Source organism: Comamonas sp. wu1-DMT (assembly GCF_040187805.1).
Lineage (GTDB): Bacteria > Pseudomonadota > Gammaproteobacteria > Burkholderiales > Burkholderiaceae_C > Comamonas > Comamonas thiooxydans.
Window position 1 is genome coordinate 183,122 of the sequence record NZ_JBANEM010000009.1, and the last position, 16,370, is coordinate 199,491.

The 16,370-nt window shown below is 61.2% G+C and carries 12 protein-coding genes and 2 pseudogenes; 8 read left to right on the forward strand and 6 right to left on the reverse strand.

Features of this window, described 5'->3' with window-relative positions; genetic code table 11:
* Nucleotides 1-23 precede the first annotated feature (23 nt).
* From V8Z78_RS14750 to V8Z78_RS14780, 6 genes and pseudogenes are all read left to right on the forward strand, one after another.
* Complete coding sequence (locus V8Z78_RS14750) at nucleotides 24-1,088, forward strand: porin (protein ID WP_349731601.1); 1,065 nt, start codon at nucleotides 24-26, stop codon at nucleotides 1,086-1,088.
* A gap of 149 nt (nucleotides 1,089-1,237) precedes the next feature.
* Complete coding sequence (locus V8Z78_RS14755) at nucleotides 1,238-2,506, forward strand: MFS transporter (protein ID WP_039050292.1); 1,269 nt, start codon at nucleotides 1,238-1,240, stop codon at nucleotides 2,504-2,506.
* A 772-nt stretch (nucleotides 2,507-3,278) separates the two neighbouring features.
* Nucleotides 3,279-4,223, forward strand: a complete 945-nt coding sequence (locus V8Z78_RS14760) for a dihydrodipicolinate synthase family protein (RefSeq protein WP_046460462.1) — start codon at nucleotides 3,279-3,281, stop codon at nucleotides 4,221-4,223.
* A gap of 383 nt (nucleotides 4,224-4,606) precedes the next feature.
* Nucleotides 4,607-5,069 (forward strand): annotated as a pseudogene (locus tag V8Z78_RS27150) (TRAP transporter small permease).
* Nucleotide 5,070: 1 nt separating this feature from the next.
* Nucleotides 5,071-6,337: pseudogene (locus V8Z78_RS14775) on the forward strand (TRAP transporter large permease).
* 45 nt (nucleotides 6,338-6,382) lie between these two features.
* Nucleotides 6,383-7,375 (forward strand): TRAP transporter substrate-binding protein, encoded by a 993-nt coding sequence (locus tag V8Z78_RS14780; protein ID WP_012840222.1) that lies wholly within the window; start codon nucleotides 6,383-6,385, stop codon nucleotides 7,373-7,375.
* Nucleotides 7,376-7,455: 80 nt separating this feature from the next.
* On the opposite strand, the gene V8Z78_RS14785 is transcribed toward V8Z78_RS14780, so the two are convergent.
* Both V8Z78_RS14785 and V8Z78_RS14790 read right to left on the reverse strand, forming a co-directional pair.
* Nucleotides 7,456-8,166: a GntR family transcriptional regulator gene (locus V8Z78_RS14785; protein WP_012840221.1), complete on the reverse strand. Its 711-nt coding sequence runs from the start codon at nucleotides 8,164-8,166 to the stop codon at nucleotides 7,456-7,458.
* A 171-nt stretch (nucleotides 8,167-8,337) separates the two neighbouring features.
* Nucleotides 8,338-9,420 carry an Ldh family oxidoreductase gene (locus tag V8Z78_RS14790; RefSeq protein WP_280040796.1) on the reverse strand — a complete coding sequence of 361 codons (1,083 nt, stop codon included), beginning with the start codon at nucleotides 9,418-9,420 and terminating at the stop codon, nucleotides 8,338-8,340.
* A 246-nt stretch (nucleotides 9,421-9,666) separates the two neighbouring features.
* Between V8Z78_RS14790 and V8Z78_RS14795 the strand changes: the two genes are divergently transcribed.
* Complete coding sequence (locus V8Z78_RS14795) at nucleotides 9,667-11,253, forward strand: aldehyde dehydrogenase (NADP(+)) (protein WP_012840219.1); 1,587 nt, start codon at nucleotides 9,667-9,669, stop codon at nucleotides 11,251-11,253.
* Between the two features lie 84 nt (nucleotides 11,254-11,337).
* Here the strand turns inward: V8Z78_RS14795 and corA are convergent, their stop codons facing one another.
* The 4 genes from corA to tsaB form a co-directional block, all read right to left on the reverse strand.
* The gene (gene corA, locus V8Z78_RS14800; protein ID WP_004340359.1) at nucleotides 11,338-12,324 is read right to left on the reverse strand and encodes a magnesium/cobalt transporter CorA; all 987 of its coding nucleotides are present in this window, start codon (nucleotides 12,322-12,324) and stop codon (nucleotides 11,338-11,340) included.
* Between the two features lie 212 nt (nucleotides 12,325-12,536).
* Nucleotides 12,537-13,442, reverse strand: coding sequence for a uracil-DNA glycosylase family protein (locus V8Z78_RS14805; RefSeq protein ID WP_349731604.1), 906 nt, complete (start codon nucleotides 13,440-13,442; stop codon nucleotides 12,537-12,539).
* Entirely contained in the window at nucleotides 13,433-13,945 is a 513-nt protein-coding gene (gene rimI, locus V8Z78_RS14810; protein ID WP_012840217.1) for a ribosomal protein S18-alanine N-acetyltransferase, read from the reverse strand. Before rimI ends, V8Z78_RS14805 begins: the two co-directional genes overlap by 10 nt.
* Nucleotides 13,946-13,952: 7 nt before the next feature.
* Complete coding sequence (tsaB, locus tag V8Z78_RS14815; protein ID WP_179627392.1) at nucleotides 13,953-14,669, reverse strand: tRNA (adenosine(37)-N6)-threonylcarbamoyltransferase complex dimerization subunit type 1 TsaB; 717 nt, start codon at nucleotides 14,667-14,669, stop codon at nucleotides 13,953-13,955.
* 163 nt (nucleotides 14,670-14,832) lie between these two features.
* On the opposite strand from tsaB, the gene dacB reads away from it, so the two are divergent.
* Nucleotides 14,833-16,281, forward strand: a complete 1,449-nt coding sequence (gene dacB / locus V8Z78_RS14820) for a D-alanyl-D-alanine carboxypeptidase/D-alanyl-D-alanine endopeptidase (RefSeq protein ID WP_004340369.1) — start codon at nucleotides 14,833-14,835, stop codon at nucleotides 16,279-16,281.
* Nucleotides 16,282-16,370 lie beyond the last annotated feature (89 nt).

Consider the following 16,370-nt stretch of genomic DNA (forward strand, 5'->3'; position numbering starts at 1 on the left):
ACCACCCCTAGAGGAGACAAACCATGAAATCCATCCATACGCCGGCCCTCGGCGTGGCGCTAGCCTGCCTAGCGTCTTTGCCCGGTGCCGCTTCGGCACAGTCCAAGGTCGAGCTTTTCGGCGTCGTCGACGTCGGCGTTGCCCATCTGGGCGGCTCGGGAGCCTCCAAGACCGGTCTTTCCACAGGCGGTGCCAACATCAGCCGCCTGGGCTTTCGAGGCACAGAGGACCTGGGCGGCGGCCTGAAGGCGGGATTCTGGCTCGAGGCCGGCCTGGATGTGGACAGCGGCGCCGGCAAGGCCACGGGCGGTGGTCTGAGCTTCAACCGCCGCTCCACAGTCAGCCTGATGGGCAACTGGGGCGAGGTGCGCTTGGGACGCGATGATTCGGCGACCTTTCTGAACACGCTGATCTTCGACCCTTTCCTGACTAACGGCGTTGGCGGCACGGGTGCCTTCACCATGCTGGGCATTCCGGGCGTTCCCTCGACCGGCGGTGCGCCCATACAGATCAGCAATGCCGTGAGCTATTTCCTGCCCCAGAACCTGGGCGGCTTCTACGGTCAGGCCCAGCTGGCATTCGGCGAGCAGCCCAGCGGCGCGCCCAACAAGCGCGAGGGCGACTATCGCGGCCTGCGCCTGGGTTACCGCCAGGGAGCGTTCAACGGCGCGCTGGCCACGGGCCGGCTCTACGGCAACACCAGCGACACGAATCTGACGGCGAACAATGTCGGCCTGTCCTACGACTTCGGCGTGGCCAAGCCCATGCTGCTGTGGGCCTCGGAAAAGCGTGGCTCCACCAAGATCACGGCCGTGCAGCTGGGCGTGACCGCTCCCGTGGGCAATGGCGAGGCCCGTGCCTCCTTTGGCCACTACAACCTGTCCGGCAGCAATGCGGACTGGAACAAAATCAGCGTGGGCTATGGCTACAACCTCTCCAAGCGCACACAGGTCTACGGTACCTATGCCTTCCTGAAGAACAAGGGCTCGGCAGCGAAGTCCATTGGCGTGCAGGGGCTGAGCGCTCCCGGCACCACGCCGGGCGGCAACTCCAATGGCCTGGAACTGGGCATCCGCCACTTCTTCTGATCCTGCCCCGTCGGGCCGGCATCGGTCGGCCTCGGGGTGTCGGCGGCATCACTGCCGTCGTACCGCGCGCCCGCCAGGACGTGCGCCCTGGCGGGGCCGGCGGGTGCCGGTCCCGGCTTTTCTCTCTCAACGCTAGCCGGACTCCTATCATGAAAGACTCACGCTCGTTGCGCTGGTGGGGCGTGGTCACGCTGTTCGTGATCGTCGCCATTTCCTACGTGGATCGGATCAATATCTCGGTCCTCATCACCGATCACGACTTTCTGTCGCACATCGGCCTCACCCCTGACGACCGAACCCGTCAGGGCCTGCTGGCCACGGCCTTCATGGTCGGTTACGGTGTTTCGTCCTTTGTGCTCACGCCGTTCTGCGCGGCGCTGTTCGGCGTGCGCCGCAGCCTGTTTGCCGGCTTGCTGCTATGGGGCGTGGTGACCTTTCTGTCGCCGGCCATGAACAGCTACGGCTTGCTGCTGGCATCGCGCATTCTGTTGGGCGTATCCGAGGGGCCGCTGTTCTCCCTGGCCGGCAGCTACATCAAGGCGCATTTCGAGAGCCGCGAGAACGGCAAACCCAACTCCCTGGTCAATATGGGCACCGGACTGGGCCTGGCGGTGGGCTATCCCTTCGTCGGCTACCTGGTCGTGGGCCACAACTGGGAGACCTCGTTCCATGTGCTGGGCCTGATCAACGTGTTGCTGGGCGTTCCGCTGGTCTGGGCCTTTGTGCGCATGCCCAAGGTGGAGACCGGCATGCCCAAGCCCCAGTCGGTGGGCGAGGCCGTGGGCCAGGTCGGCCAGATCGTGCGCGGTGCCATGCACACGCGCTATCTGTGGCTGATCACCATTCTCACGGCGGCCTTTCTGTCCTATCTCTGGGGCAGCAGCAACTGGCTGCCCGCCTATCTCAAGGAGTCGCGCGGATTTTCCATGCGCGAGATGGGCTGGCTGGCTTCGCTGCCGCAATATGCGAGCGTGGCGGCGGTCTTCGTCGGAGGCATGATCATCGACCGCATCGCGCGCCGCCAGGTGCCGCTGATCTTTGTTTTCGGCAGCCTCGGCGTGGCGATCGCCGTGTGGCTGGCCATCCATATGGAAGACCGCTATGCAGCGGCCTATTGCCTGATTGCCGCCAACTTCTGCTGGGGACTGATGAGCCCGGCCATTCCGAGCACCGTGCAGCACTGCGCGCGGCCCGAGCATGTGGCCAGCGCCTATGGCGTGGTCAACGGCGCGGGCAGCCTGGTCGCGGGCTTCATGCCGGCCATCATGGGGGCGGTGATCGGCGCGCTGTCGGCCCGCGGCGGCGTGGCGGCGGGATTCTTTGCAGGCTTTGCGGCGCTGATAGGCACGCAGGTGATCGTGATGCTGTGCGGCATCGTGCTCTGGGTGCGCGAGCGCGGTGAGGGTAGTGCAGCGTAAGCTACCCTCAACCATATTCAATGGAAGCAGTCTCAGATCATCCTGCCTTACGCATCTGTGATGCTGCTCAGACGATAGCTTCTGCAGTGCAGTGACCTTGTCTCTGCGACCTGTGGATTTTCAGTCCTGCTCCTGCGCTTGACTTCATCCCATGCGTGCATGGGGCAGGGCTGAGGTGGACTGCGTCAATGCACTTGGTCCTTGGTGCTGGCAGACTGGAACTGCGGTAATGAGCGATGACGAACATCGCATTCAGCGCGTCCGCGACCATGTGGAACAAGCGCGCGAACTCATCGAACTGGGATGCAAGAGGCAGTCCCGTCGGCATGCGACCGGGACCAGCGCAAAGCTGCCTCCATGAGCGGTTTGTGTGCCATACAACGATCACCTGTGCATCCTGACCCTGGCGCAGCGTCAGCGTGGCCCAGCGCCGGGTTTGACCGCAGCGCCGGGCAGTAACTGAGGGCGGTGCTTCTGCCGCTGCGGGGCCATAGTCGTGAGCGGACCGCTGCCTGGATGCAACGGGAGGGCGGTGGCGATCTCGGCGAGGTATCCAGGAGAACCCTATTGCACAACGCCTAAGAACTACTTAGTCTTCGTTCCTGAATATTTCAAATATATTTACAGTCTATTTAAAGACGAAGTATTTCACCGCTCATCTGGATTCCGTGCGCTGATGCAGCGTGCGTTATCCCAAAAAACGGTTTCGTGCAACGGACTTGCGCGGAACTGAAGGCGGTGTTCTTAGGTGGTTTTTTACAAGGGTAGTTTTATGGAAACGAACATCTTTACCGGCACCATTCCTGCACTCATGACTCCATGCACCGCACAAGGCACCCCAGATTACGACGCGCTGGTCGCCATGGGCAAAGAGCTCATGGCCGCAGGCATGAGCGCTGTTGTGTATTGCGGATCCATGGGGGATTGGCCTCTTCTCACGGCAGAGCAACGCCAAGAGGGCGTGGCCAGGCTGGTGGCCGCAGGTATCCCGACCATTGTGGGGACCGGCGCGGTGAACTCGAAAGAAGCCGTGGCTCATGCCGCCCACGCTGCGAAAGTGGGAGCACAGGGGTTGATGGTGATTCCTCGGGTGTTGTCGCGCGGCACTTCCCTGGCTGCGCAGAAAGCCCACTTCACTGCTATTTTGGAAGCCGCCCCGAAGCTGCCGGCCGTGATCTACAACAGCCCACACTACGGCTTTGCAACTCGCGCCGACATGTTCTTTGAGCTGCGCGCCAAGTACTCCAACCTGATCGGCTTCAAGGAGTTCGGTGGTGCAGAAGGCCTGCGCTATGCCGCAGAGCACATCACCTCGAAAGACAACGACGTCACATTGATGGCGGGTGTCGACACCCAGGTGTTCTATGGTTTTGTGAATTGCGGTGCGACGGGTTGCATTACGGGCATTGGCAATGCACTACCCAAGGAAGTTCTGCTCCTGGTTGAGCTGAGCAAAAAAGCAGCCCTGGGAGATGTCGTTGCTCGGCGTCAAGCTCAGGAGTTGGATGCTGCACTGGCCGTGCTGTCGTCCTTTGACGAAGGCACGGATCTGGTTCTGTACTACAAGCACCTGCTGGTCCTCAACGGCAAGAAGGAGTACACGCTGCACTTCAATGCAAGCGATGTATTGACCGACTCACAACGCCGGTATGCCGAATCCCAGTATCAACTCTTTCGCAACTGGTATGCCGCCTGGTCCAAGGGTCTGAGTCATTGATCCAGCGTGAGTCAGCTCCCCGTGGGGAGCTTTTTTTGGGGCATCGATCCAGATCGGAAGCTTGCATCTTCCAGGAACCAGGGTTAGCAGTTTCGCCGGGTTTCCAGGCAAACACCTATTGGATCAATTGAAAAAACTTCTAATATATTTAATATATTTTTAAGATGTATTCAATCTTCTGCGCCTCATTTCGTCAAATCTAAAGAACCTATATGGACGATACAACCCGACCCGCTACCGCCATCAAGCAGCCGCCATGGATTGTGCGCTGGGTGCTGGATGCCTCTGATGCGCTGCTGCGCATGGAACGGTGGTTGCTCACCTTCGCGATGTGTTTTCTGACCGCACTCATTTTGCTCAATGTGGTGACACGCTACAGCGGCATGCCGCTGTACTGGGTGGATGAAGCGGCGGTGTACACCGTGGTCTGGCTCACCTTCATCGGTGCTTCGGTCATGACGCGCCTGCGACTGGATTTTGCAGTGACGATGCTCACCGATAAGCTGAGTCCTCGCAACGCGCGGCGTGCCAAGGTGATTGCCACGGTCGGAGTGCTGTTTTTTTTCTTTGGCGCTCTTTGCGATGTGCTGGCGTTGGATGGATCCCATTGGTATTGCCAGCAAGGGGTTTGATGCCAAGGAATACGCGGCGGAGTCGTTTAACTTTCTCTATACCGAACACACCCAGACGCTGGAGTGGCCGGTCTGGGTGCTGCAACTGATCATGCCGATCTTCGCAGTCTGTATGAGCCTGCATGCGCTTGCCAACCTGTTGGAAGACATGAGCCTCGCACCCAAGCGCCAGCACCCTGGCTTTGCGGCAACCAACCCGGACGCGGTGAACTGACATGCTGACCTCCATTTTCTTCATCGCAATCATGATGGTGGGTGTTCCCATCGGCCTCTGTCTTTGCCTTTCGGGGATTTTTTATATCTACAACACCGAGAACACTGTGTTGCTGCAGTCCTTTCCTTCCCAGATGTTCGGGGGGGGTGGACAGCTATGGCCTGATCGCCATACCGCTATTTATCTTGATCGGTGAGGTCATGAACAGCGGCGGCATTACACGCCGACTGGTGGACTTGTCGATGGCTTTTGTGGGCTCCATCAAGGGCGGGCTTGCCTATGTGAATATCCTGGCCAACATGCTGGTGTCATCCATCATTGGCTCCGCAACGGCGCAGGTGGCCATCATGTCGCAGGTGATGGTGCCGGAGATGGAGAAGCAAGGCTATGACAAGACCTTTGCTGCAGGCCTGACCGTGTATGGCGGCATGTTGGGTCCGATCATTCCGCCGTCGGTGATGTTTGTGGTCTACAGCGTGCTGGCCCAGGTCGCGGTGGGCGATATGCTGATCGCAGGCATATTGCCAGGTGTTCTGTTGACGGTGCTGTTCTTTGCAGTCATTGCCTGTATGGGCGTGATCTACAACTATCCACGCAGCCCCAAGCGAACCTTGCTCGAACGGGCCAAGACCGTGCTGGTTTCCAGCCCGACATTGTTGATTCCGCTGGTCATCGTGGGTTCCATCCTCACCGGCTTCGCCAACCCCACGGAGGCTGCCGCTGTGGGCGCGATCAGCGCAGTGTTGGTCGGTCGCTATGTGACCCGTGAATTCAAATACTCAGACCTGGGCGCGATCATGCTGCGTTCGGGCATCTACTCGGCCATCGTGCTGTTTCTGGTTGCAGCAGCGGCAGTGTTCTCGTGGTTGTTGATATACGGCAAGGTGCCTCAGATGGTCGCTGCCTGGGTGCAGACCGTGGCGCATGACCCGATTACCTTCCTGCTGCTGGTCAACGTGATTTTGCTGGTCATTGGCACGGTGATCGACGGTATTCCCGGCTTGATCATGACCGCGCCGATTCTTCTGCCCATTGCCACCGAGATCTACCACATCGACCCCCGCCACTTTGGAGTGGTGATCGTCATCAACCTGGTGCTGGGATTGATGACGCCGCCGGTGGGGCTGAGCTTCTTCGTGGCTGCAGCGGTCACTGGTGCCAAGCCGGGTCCCATGTTCGTCGTCACGTTGCCATTCTTCATCATCAGTTGCGTGGCACTTGTCATGCTCTCGCTGTTCCCCAGCTTGTCGTTGGGCCTGCTGAACTGATCCGATTCTTCGCCCTGCTTCGCCTTTCCCTCTACGGAGTTTTTCATGACACTCAATCGACGCCACTTTCTTCAGACCACGGCTGTTGCCGCTGCTCCACTGGCCTTTGTGACGCCTTCGCGTGCGGCTGCGGCCAAGGAACTGCGCTTAGGCGTCATCACGCCTGCTGGGCATTCGTGGAATCGCGCGGCGGTGCAGTTTGGAGAAGCTTTGGCGAAAGAAACCAATGGCAGGCTCAAGGTGACCGTCTTTCATTCGGGTCAATTGGGTAATGAGTCGGCCATGATGCAGCAGCTGCAATCGGGTGCGCTGGACATGGGGTGGATTCAGGCGGCAGAGCTGGGAACGCGTGTTCCGAGCGTAGCCTCGATCAACGCGCCATATCTTGTCCGATCCACTGCTGCTGTAGCGAAGCTGGTCAAGACGCCTGCAGCCTTGAAATTGCTGGATGTGCTGCCGCGCGAAACCGGCTGCATCGGTTTGGGCTGGGGCATCACAGGCATGCGTGTGGTGTTCTCGAACAAGGAGATCAAGACGCCCAATGACCTCAAGGGTATGAAGCTGCGTATTAATCCGACGCCGGTTTACCGTGACTTCTACCAGTATTTCGGGGCAGCGCCGACTCCCATTCCCACACCAGCGGTGTTCGATGCCATGACCAATGGACAAGTGGATGGGCTCGAGGCGGATATAGAGCTCTCTTGGAGCCAGCGCTTTGACAAGGTGTCGAAACTGATGATGCCCATGAACGCGCTGTTCATGCCTGTGGCACCACTGTTCTCGGGTCGTATCTGGGCTACGCTGGATGGGAAGGACCGTGACCTGATTCGCCAATTGACCAGCCAAGCCTTGGACGGCCAGATCAACGATATCGTGACGACAGAGGTTGGCCTGCTGGAGAAACTCAAGAAGGAGTCGATTGTCATTCGCGATATCAATGCCTTTGACAATAAGCCTGCGATTGATGCCTTCGACAAGATCTGGCTGCCCAAAGCGCCTCAGATTGCAGAACTGCGCGCGGTGGGAGCCAAGCTCTGATTGATGATCAGGGGGCGCCGATTGGGAGGCGCCATGAATATGCACAGCAGGCCGCCCCCCCCCTGGGAGCGGTCTGCTGTTTAGCTTTCGATAATGCGTCTGGCAAAAGCTTCCAGATAGTCCATCAGGCGGTTGGCGCCGGTAATGGCGGCCGCTTCATCCCCGGTAGAGATACCCTGAGCCAGCTCCAGATGAGCAAGTGCGCCTTCAAGGATATCGCCTTCATGCTGGTAGGCATACCAAAAACGTCTGCACTGCACGATCAGAGGCGTGACGCTTTTGACTGCTGAACGGTTGCGGCTGGCAGTATGGATGATGGCATCGAGCGCATGATCCTCATGCATGTACTCTTCCAGGTTGCCGCGCTTGGCTGCAGCGACCATCTGCTTGGCACATTGGAGGATATCTTTGCGCTGCTGCACCGAGGCTCGCCGGGCAGCGCAAGCCGCCAACAGATTCTCCAGAACCCTGCGTGTCTGGATGACGTCCAGGTGCTCTGCCAGATCGATGTTGGAAACCAGTAGTCCGCGGCGCGGCTGCTGGACGATCAAGTCGATGGAGATCATGCGCAGCAATGCCTCGCGCACAGGCGTCCGGCCCATGCCAGTGCGCTCTGCCAGCTCCGCCTCCACGATGGGACTTCCAGGCTCAAGCTGCATGGTCGACAGCATGGTTTCAATGGCGTCGTAGGCAAGGTCTGCAGCACGGCGCTTCACCGTAGGCAAAGTCTTGGTTTTTGTGGCAGCGGCTTTTACACGTGCAGCTGGAGATTTCTTGGAAGTTGGCATCAAAAAAGCGTGCTGTCGCCATCGTGTCGCAAGAGCAGAGATGGCGGGGTTTTGATTATATTGATCCGATATTTAGAATACATCATGGGCTTGGCGCTTGGTGCAGCCTGTGACAAAACTCTTCATCTGGATCCTTCCTCCTCAGCAGAGGCATGCGAGCATGTTCTCATGAGCCTAGTTCAACAGCTGCTGGATGTCACGCAGCAAGGGCTCGGGGATCTGCACATATCCATTGGCTAGACTGCGGCTTCTTGCAGTAAAGCGGCGTTGGGAAGGCAGGCGCGCCCCTTGGCCGGTAATACTCTCGAACAGCTTTTCAGCACGTTGACGCTCTTCGATGAAATTGCCCGGGCTGAAAAATTGGGGATCAAATGCGATAACGATTTCGCCATGACACGGGGTTGCACCGGCACCATCGTCGATGCGCAGGGACTCAGCACTGGTCATGTCGCCAATCAATGGCCCGGCCAGCAGCTCGATCATGGTCGACAGGGCCGAACCTTTGTAGCCGCCAAAAGTCAGCATGGCGCCTTGTTGGAGTACGGTTGTGGCATCGGTACTTGGGGCGCCTTCGGCGTCGACCCCCCAGCCTTCGGGCAGTGCGCGACCGCTTCTTTGGTAGAGCTCAATTTCACCGCGGGCCACTTCGCTGGTCGCAAAGTCAAAAATGTAGGGGTGAGCACCGACCCTGGGCCAACCAAAGGCGATCGGGTTGGTTCCGAAAACAGGTCGGCTTCCGCCCGCAGGGGCCACCCAGGAATGGCTGGGAGTCATGGCTAGGGCCGCAACGCCATGCTCGACCAAGGCTTCGATTTCGGGCCACAGGGCTGAGAAGTGATAGCAGTTGTTGATGGCCAAGGCTGCGATCCCGGTTGTCCGGACCTTCTCGAGCAGTACTTTGCTGCCCACCTCGAAAGCGAGTTGTGAGAAGCCGCGCTGTGCATCGACGGCGACGACGCCAGGTCCGCGGTCGCTGATGATGGGTATGGCATCGCGCACGACAGCGCCATGCTGAAGCGTGCGAGCGCACGATAGAACCCGGTACATGCCATGCGAATGGCACTCGTCGCGCTCTCCCGCTGTGATCACGCGCGCAATGGCTTGCGCATGTTCAGCAGACAGGCCGAGGTGAGTAAATACGCGATAGGCCAGGTTGTGCACCTCATCCAGCGTCAGTGCAGTGTGGCCTGGTTTCGATGCGGTTGTTTGAGCACTTTGGCCAGGGTGGTTCAGGTCGATGTTTGGCATGAGTTCCATGGCGTGCTCCTGTGCTTGGTTATGGACTGCTTGTTGACGTGCCCTGGTTGCGCTGAATGGCAAAGAAGCTTGTCAAGATTGGTGGAAAATTTTCCAAGGATAATTTAAATATATTAACAAGATACTTTATGATTTTCAAAGGCGCTCATATTCCTGACGAGATCGTGCGTTATCCAGGCGTTGCTTGCACTTCCTGGTCGGCTGGAGCTCTGCCATTCCGATCCATAAACACATTAGGAGACAAAGATGCAAATTACTGGCGAAATGCTTATCGGCGCGAGTTCGGTGCGCGGTACAGAAGGACAGCAGCAAGCGTTCGATCCCCGCATGGATCAATTCATCGCAACGCCCACGTTCGGTATGGGAGGGCAGGCCGAAGTGGACCGGGCTGCCCAGTTGGCGGCGCAGGCATTTGATCCCTACCGTCAGCTGTCGCTTGCCAAGCGTGCAGAATTTCTGGAGCTGATTGCCGACAACATCATGGCTTTGGGCGATGCCCTGATCGAGCGCGCCATGGCCGAAAGCGGCCTGCCGCTGGTGCGCCTGCAAGGCGAGCGTGGGCGCACGGTTGGACAGTTGCGGCTGTTTGCCAAGGTGGTGCGCGATGGCCGTTTTATGAGCCCCGCCATCGACCACGCACAGCCCGAGCGCACGCCGCTGCCACGTGCCGACTTGCGCCTGGCCAAGATGGCACTGGGCCCGGTGGCGGTGTTCGGTGCGAGCAATTTCCCGCTGGCGTTCTCGGTGGCAGGGGGCGATACGGCGTCGGCCTTGGCTGCAGGTGCCCCTGTGGTCGTCAAGGCCCACAGCGCCCATCTAGGCACTTCCGAAATGGTGGGTCGAGCGATTCAGAAAGCGGTCAGAGATTTGGGGTTGCCCGAAGGGGTGTTTTCCCTGCTGATGGGCGCCGGGCGCAAGCTGGGTGAAGCATTGGTAGCACATCCTGCCATCAAGGCCGTTGGCTTTACCGGATCGCGCCAGGGAGGGCTTGCGTTGATGCGCATCGCCAACGCACGCCCGGAACCCATTCCCGTCTACGCGGAGATGAGCAGCATCAACCCGGTGTTTCTGATGCCGGCCGCCCTGGCCGCGCGTGCAGAGTCGATAGGGCGCGGTTTTGCCGATTCGCTGACGATGGGGGCGGGGCAGTTCTGCACCAATCCTGGGATGGTGGTGGTCATTGGTGACCGCAATGTGCAGCGCTTCATCGATGCCGCCAGCCAGGCGCTTGCCACCAAGCCGGCCCAGACCATGCTGACGCCGGGCATTCACCAGGCCTTTGATGCCGGCGTTGCCAAGGTTGGTGGTGCGGAAGGTGTGGAGAAAGTTGCACAGGGGCAGCCTGCGGATGGACTGCACAATGCTGCGCAGGCCGCGCTGTATGTGACGGATGTGCAGCGCCTGTTGTCATCGCCTGTGCTGCAGGAGGAGATGTTTGGCCCGGCCTCTATTGTCATTCGGGCCAAAAACTTCGATGAGGTTCTCCAACTGGCTGAGCAACTGGAGGGCCAACTGACAGTGACGCTGCAGATCGATCCCGCAGACTATGCCGACGCGCAGCGCCTCATCCCCGTGCTGGAGCGCAAGGCGGGGCGCATCTTGGCCAATGGTTTTCCGACCGGAGTCGAGGTATGCCACGCCATGGTGCATGGAGGTCCTTTCCCATCCACGTCCAACGCTATGTTCACTTCTGTGGGCGCCAGCGCCATTGACCGCTTCCTACGCCCGGTGTGTTATCAGGATTTGCCGGATGTGCTGCTCCCAGCGGCTGTACAGCAAGCGAACCCACAGGGACTTGCCCGAGTGATCAATGGCGATCTAGAGGCGCGTTGACTAGTGGCAAGCGCGCTCTGCTGTTTCAAGGAGAGGGCGCTTGCCTGTGTCGATGTGTGAGCGACCAGCTGTGCCGGGCATGTGTTATTTCAACCAGCCGCGTTTGCGAAAGTACAGCATGGGGCCGACGGCGCTCAGAATCATCAGGGCGACCACGTAGCCGTAGCCGAATTCCCACTCCAGCTCGGGCATGAACCTGAAGTTCATGCCGTAGACGCTGGCAATCAGCGTGGGAGGCAGCAGAGCCACGCTGGCCACCGAGAAGATCTTGATGATCTTGTTCTGATTGATGTTGATGAAGCCGACCGTGGCGTCCATCAGGAAGTTGATCTTGTCGAACAGAAAGGCCGTGTGACTGTCCAGCGACTCGATGTCGCGCAGAATTTGGCGCGCTTCCTCGAACTGCTCGGCGTTGAGCATCTTGGAGCGCATCAGAAAGCTCACGGCTCGGCGCGTGTCCATGACGTTGCGGCGGATGCGGCCGTTCAAGTCTTCCTGGCGGGCGATCGCGCCCAGCACTTCCTTGGCCATTTCGTCGGTCACATCGCCGGACAGCACCATCTTGCTGGCTTTTTCCAGGTCGTCGTAAATGCGCTCCAGCGTGTCGGCAGAGTATTCGGCGTCGGCGTCAAACAGCTTGAGCAGCACGTCCTTGGCATCGTCGATCAAGCCGGGCGCACGGCGCGCTCGCATGCGCAGCAGGCGAAAGACCGGCACATCCTCGTCGTGGATGGAGAACAGCACGCCATGGCTGCGCAGCGCTGCGTTGTGCTGGTTGACGATGAAGGCCACGCGCACCGAGCGGGGGTCTTCGTCGTCGTCGATCAGAAAGTCGCTGCGGATATGCAGCTCGCCGTTGTCTTCTTCGTAAAAACGCGCCGACTCCTCAATGTCGTCGTCCATCGCATCCTCAGGGATGGACAGCTCGTAGTGCTGCTTGATCCAGCGCTTTTCTTCGAGGGTTGGCGATTCCAGATCGACCCAGACAGGGCGAAAGCGTTCAAGGTCTGCCAGGGACTCGATTTCTTCCTGAACGAGTCGACCATTGGCTAGCGTAAAGATGTTGAGCATCAGCTCACTCCCGGTTGTTCTTGAGGTTCTGCAGGGATCAGGGCGCTTTCAACCCCCACAGTCTTCACCGGGAGCTGAAAGCTACCAACTAGGGTAGGTTTCCACGGATGTCTTTCAGTAATTCGAAGCCAGTGATTATGCTACGTTGCACTGCAGCATGTCGCGTGCAGCACAGTTGGGCAAGTGGGTAAGCGGGGCTTGTCGCCCGCCTGTCACAGCCCCTTGGTAAACGCGTCGGCCTGCACCAGATCGGCCCAGGCTCCGGCCTTGGCCTGCGGCGCACGCAGCAGATAGTTGGGGTCGTAGGTCACCACCGTGGGCACGCCCGCAATGTGGTGCGGCTCGGCCCGCAGCCGGCCCAGCGCATCATGGCGGCCCAGCACGGCGCGTGCACTGGCCAGGCCCAGAACCAGCACGCAGTCAGGACGCAGCTCGCGCAGCAGAGCCTCCAGGGCGGGTTGCAGCGCCTGGGCATGGCTGAGATCGGCGTCGGGCGGCGCGCGGTGCAGGGCGGCGCTGAAGACGCGCGGTTTTTCCTGCAGTCCGAGGGCGCGCAGCATATTGTCCAGCAGCTTGGCGGCATCGCCCTGCAGCGCCGTCTGGGCGCTGTCGGCCGCAGGCCTTTGCGCCGGGCTCAGCAGGGGCGGATTGGCGGCAGGCTCCAGCAGGATCAGCCAGCCGCCTTGCTCAGTGCTGTGCACATGCTGCGGAGCATGGGGGTAGACCAGTTGGGCGGGACTGATGGTCCAGCCCAGGCCTGGCTCGCCGGCCGGGCCTGCGGCGGGTTGCTGCACAAACTGACGCGGCTCGTGCGCCCGGTGACCGGACAGATTCTGGGGCGGTGGGCTGGCTGGCCTGGCGGTCTGGGCGGGCGGTTGAACCGGTGCCGGCGCTGCCTCGGCCGCAGGTGCAGCGGCCTGAGCCATTGGTGGGCTTACGGGGGCCGGCGGCGCAACGCGCATGACCGGTGCCGCGACGGACTCCGCGACCGGTGATGGTGCGGCGGCGACGGCAGTGACAGCAGCAATTGCTGCGGGCTCCATGGGCTCGGGCAACCAGACGGTGATGCCCATGGCTTCCAGCATGGCCCGCTGGCGGGCATCCAGGTTCAGGGCCATAGTTTCAGACTCATGAGCACCGCATGTTCGCGCGGGCCGTTGGGGTTGGGATAGTAGTTCTTGCGCAGGCCGACTTCGGCAAAGCCGTGCCTGAGGTAGACCTCGCGGGCGCGGGCATTGCTTTCGCGCACTTCCAGCCAGATCCATTGGGCATTCTGCTGCCGTGACCATAGAGCCAGCGCATCGAGCAGCACGCGAGCCCAGCCCTGGCGCTGGCAGGCCGGGTTGACGGTGATATTGAGCAGATGCACCTCGTCCAGCGCCTGCATGGCGACAAAGTAGCCCAGCAACTGATGATCGGCATCGACCAGCAGCTGTATCTGGTAGCCGGCCACCATGGCATCCTGGAAGTTGCCGCGCGTCCAGGGATGGACATAGGCCTGCTCCTCGATCGGGAGCAGGGTGTCCAGCCAGAGCGCGGACAGCGGCTCGAAATGCACCAGGGATGCCGCGTCCTGGGCGCTGGCGTCGGCGGCGAGTGTGGAGCTGCTGGGCAAGGTCATTGGGCGCTTATCGGGAGGCGATGCCGGTTGCATCGGGTGTGAGGGCTGCGGCGGCCTTTTCGGCTTCGCGCTCGGCCGTGGTTTTTGCCACTTTATCGCGGATATAGCGCGGCAGCGCCTCTTCGGCCGGTACCGCGCAGCCTTTTGCCAACAGTGCCGGTGCCAGGCGCAGCATGGCCGTGGCTGTAGGCATGGCGTGCACATGGCGGGCCTTGGGCGCCAGCAGTTCGGGGTAGACGGGCTGGGCATTGCCCGCCACGGCATGGCCGGCTGCAGCCTGCAAAGCCTCGGGGGCGCAGAGGCCGAAGTCCTCGGGCTCAATCCACTGGCCGTCCACATAGCGGAAGGGGGCGTGATAGACCTCGTGCATGCGCGCGTCGAGCACGGCCTCGACCTCGGTGCAGCCATGCAGATGACGGGCCTCTTCGGCCACTGTGAGCAGCGAGTCCACGGGCAGCACGGGAACCTTGGCGGCAAACGCCAGACCCTGGGTGATGGCGCAGGCCGTGCGCAGGCCCGTGAAGGAGCCGGGGCCGCGCCCGAAGGCAATGGCGTCCAGCTGCGCGAAACTCAGCCCCGCATCCTTCATGAGCTGGCGTATCGCCGGCAGCAACTGGGCCGACGACTGCTGCGCGCCAGGCCCGCTGTGCTGCCAGATGGCATCGCCACGCTGGACGGCAACAAACAGGGTATCGGTACTGGTGTCGATGGCGAGAAGATTCATGTTCGGCGGGGCGTCAGCCGCAGGCGGGCTGGAGCGCAATACGGGCTGCACTGGGCTGCAACAGACGGCAGCATAGCCCTGCATTATCGGACGCCCGCCGCCAGCTTGCCGCGGGCGCTGCCAATGCCCGGCATGGGCGAAGCCCGGCGTAGACTCTGGCCCCATGCTGCAGACCCCCTTCTTTCTTCGCAAGACCCTGAGCGCGCTGGGCGCATCGTTGCTGGCGCTGCTGGCCCAGCCCACGCTGGCGCAGTCTCCGCCTGCCGACACCCGCATTCCCGCCGCCGTGGACGCGGCGCTGCAACGCGCCAAGATTCCGCGCGACGCCGTATCGCTGCTGGTGATGAATGTGGATGGAAAATCGCCACCGAGCCTGGCCTGGCGCACGCACCAGGCCATGAATCCTGCCTCGGTCATGAAGCTGGTCACCACCTATGCGGCGCTAGACCAACTGGGCCCGGCCTATGTCTGGCGCACGCCCGTCTATCTGGGCGGTCCGGTGGTCGATGGCGCCTTGCGCGGCAATCTCTACATCCAGGGTCAGGGCGACCCCAAGCTGGTGCTGGAACGCCTGTGGCTGATGCTGCGCCGCCTGCAAGGCATGGGCATCAAGGTCATCGTGGGCGATATCGTGCTGGACCGCAGCGCCTTTCAGCTGCCCACGCATGATGCGGCGGTATTCGACAACGAGCCCTGGCGGCCCTATAACGCCTCGCCCGATGCGCTGCTGATCAACTACAAGGCCGTGGCGCTGAATATTGCTCCTGATGCAGGAGCGGGTATCGCTCGTATTCAATACGATCCACCGATGTTTGGTATGGAAAACCAGCAGACAGTTGCGCTAGCTGCTCCTACTTCTGATTGCGGCGACTGGCGCAGCAAGATGCAACTGGACATGAACAATCCGCAGCGCATCGCCTTCAACGGCAGCTATCCGGCAAGCTGCGGCGACAAGAGCTGGTCCATTGCACCGGCGCAGCCCGAGCGCTTTGCGGCGAAGGCCATAGAAGGCATGTGGCGCGAGCTGGGCGGCAAGCTCACCGGCGCCGTGCGCGACGGCAGCGTGCCACAGGGCCTGCTGCCGGCCTTCCAGCTGGAGTCTCCGGCGCTGTCCGAAGTGGTGCGCGACATCAACAAATACAGCAACAACATCATGGCCCAGCATGTGCTGCTCACGCTGGGCATGCAGCGCACCGGCGTGGCCAGCTTCGACTCCGCGCGCCAGTCGCTGGCACAGTGGTGGGCCGCGCGCTGGGGCAATGCCGAGCAGCCCGTGGTGGACAACGGCGCAGGCCTGAGCCGCAATGCCAGCATCACGGCCAGCGGCCTTGGGCAGATGCTGCAGAACGCCTGGGTCTCGCCCGTGATGCCCGAGTTCGTCTCCTCCATGCCCATTGTCGGCGTGGACGGCACGCTGCGGCGCAGCAAGAGCCGGTTTGCGGGCGCCGCCCACCTCAAGACCGGCAGCTTGCGCGACTCGGCCGCGTTGGCCGGCTATGTTGACGGTGCCAGCGGCCAGCGCTATGTGCTGGTGGCCATGGCCAACCATGCCAATGCGGCCGCGGCACGCACGGCCTGGGATGCACTGGTGGACTGGACGGCGGCCCAGTAGCCGCCCGGGGCGGCACTCCATCACCGCTACATCGCCGCCCTTTGCCCGCCTCGACAAACCGGACCCTGGTCCGGTTTTTTTGTTGGGTG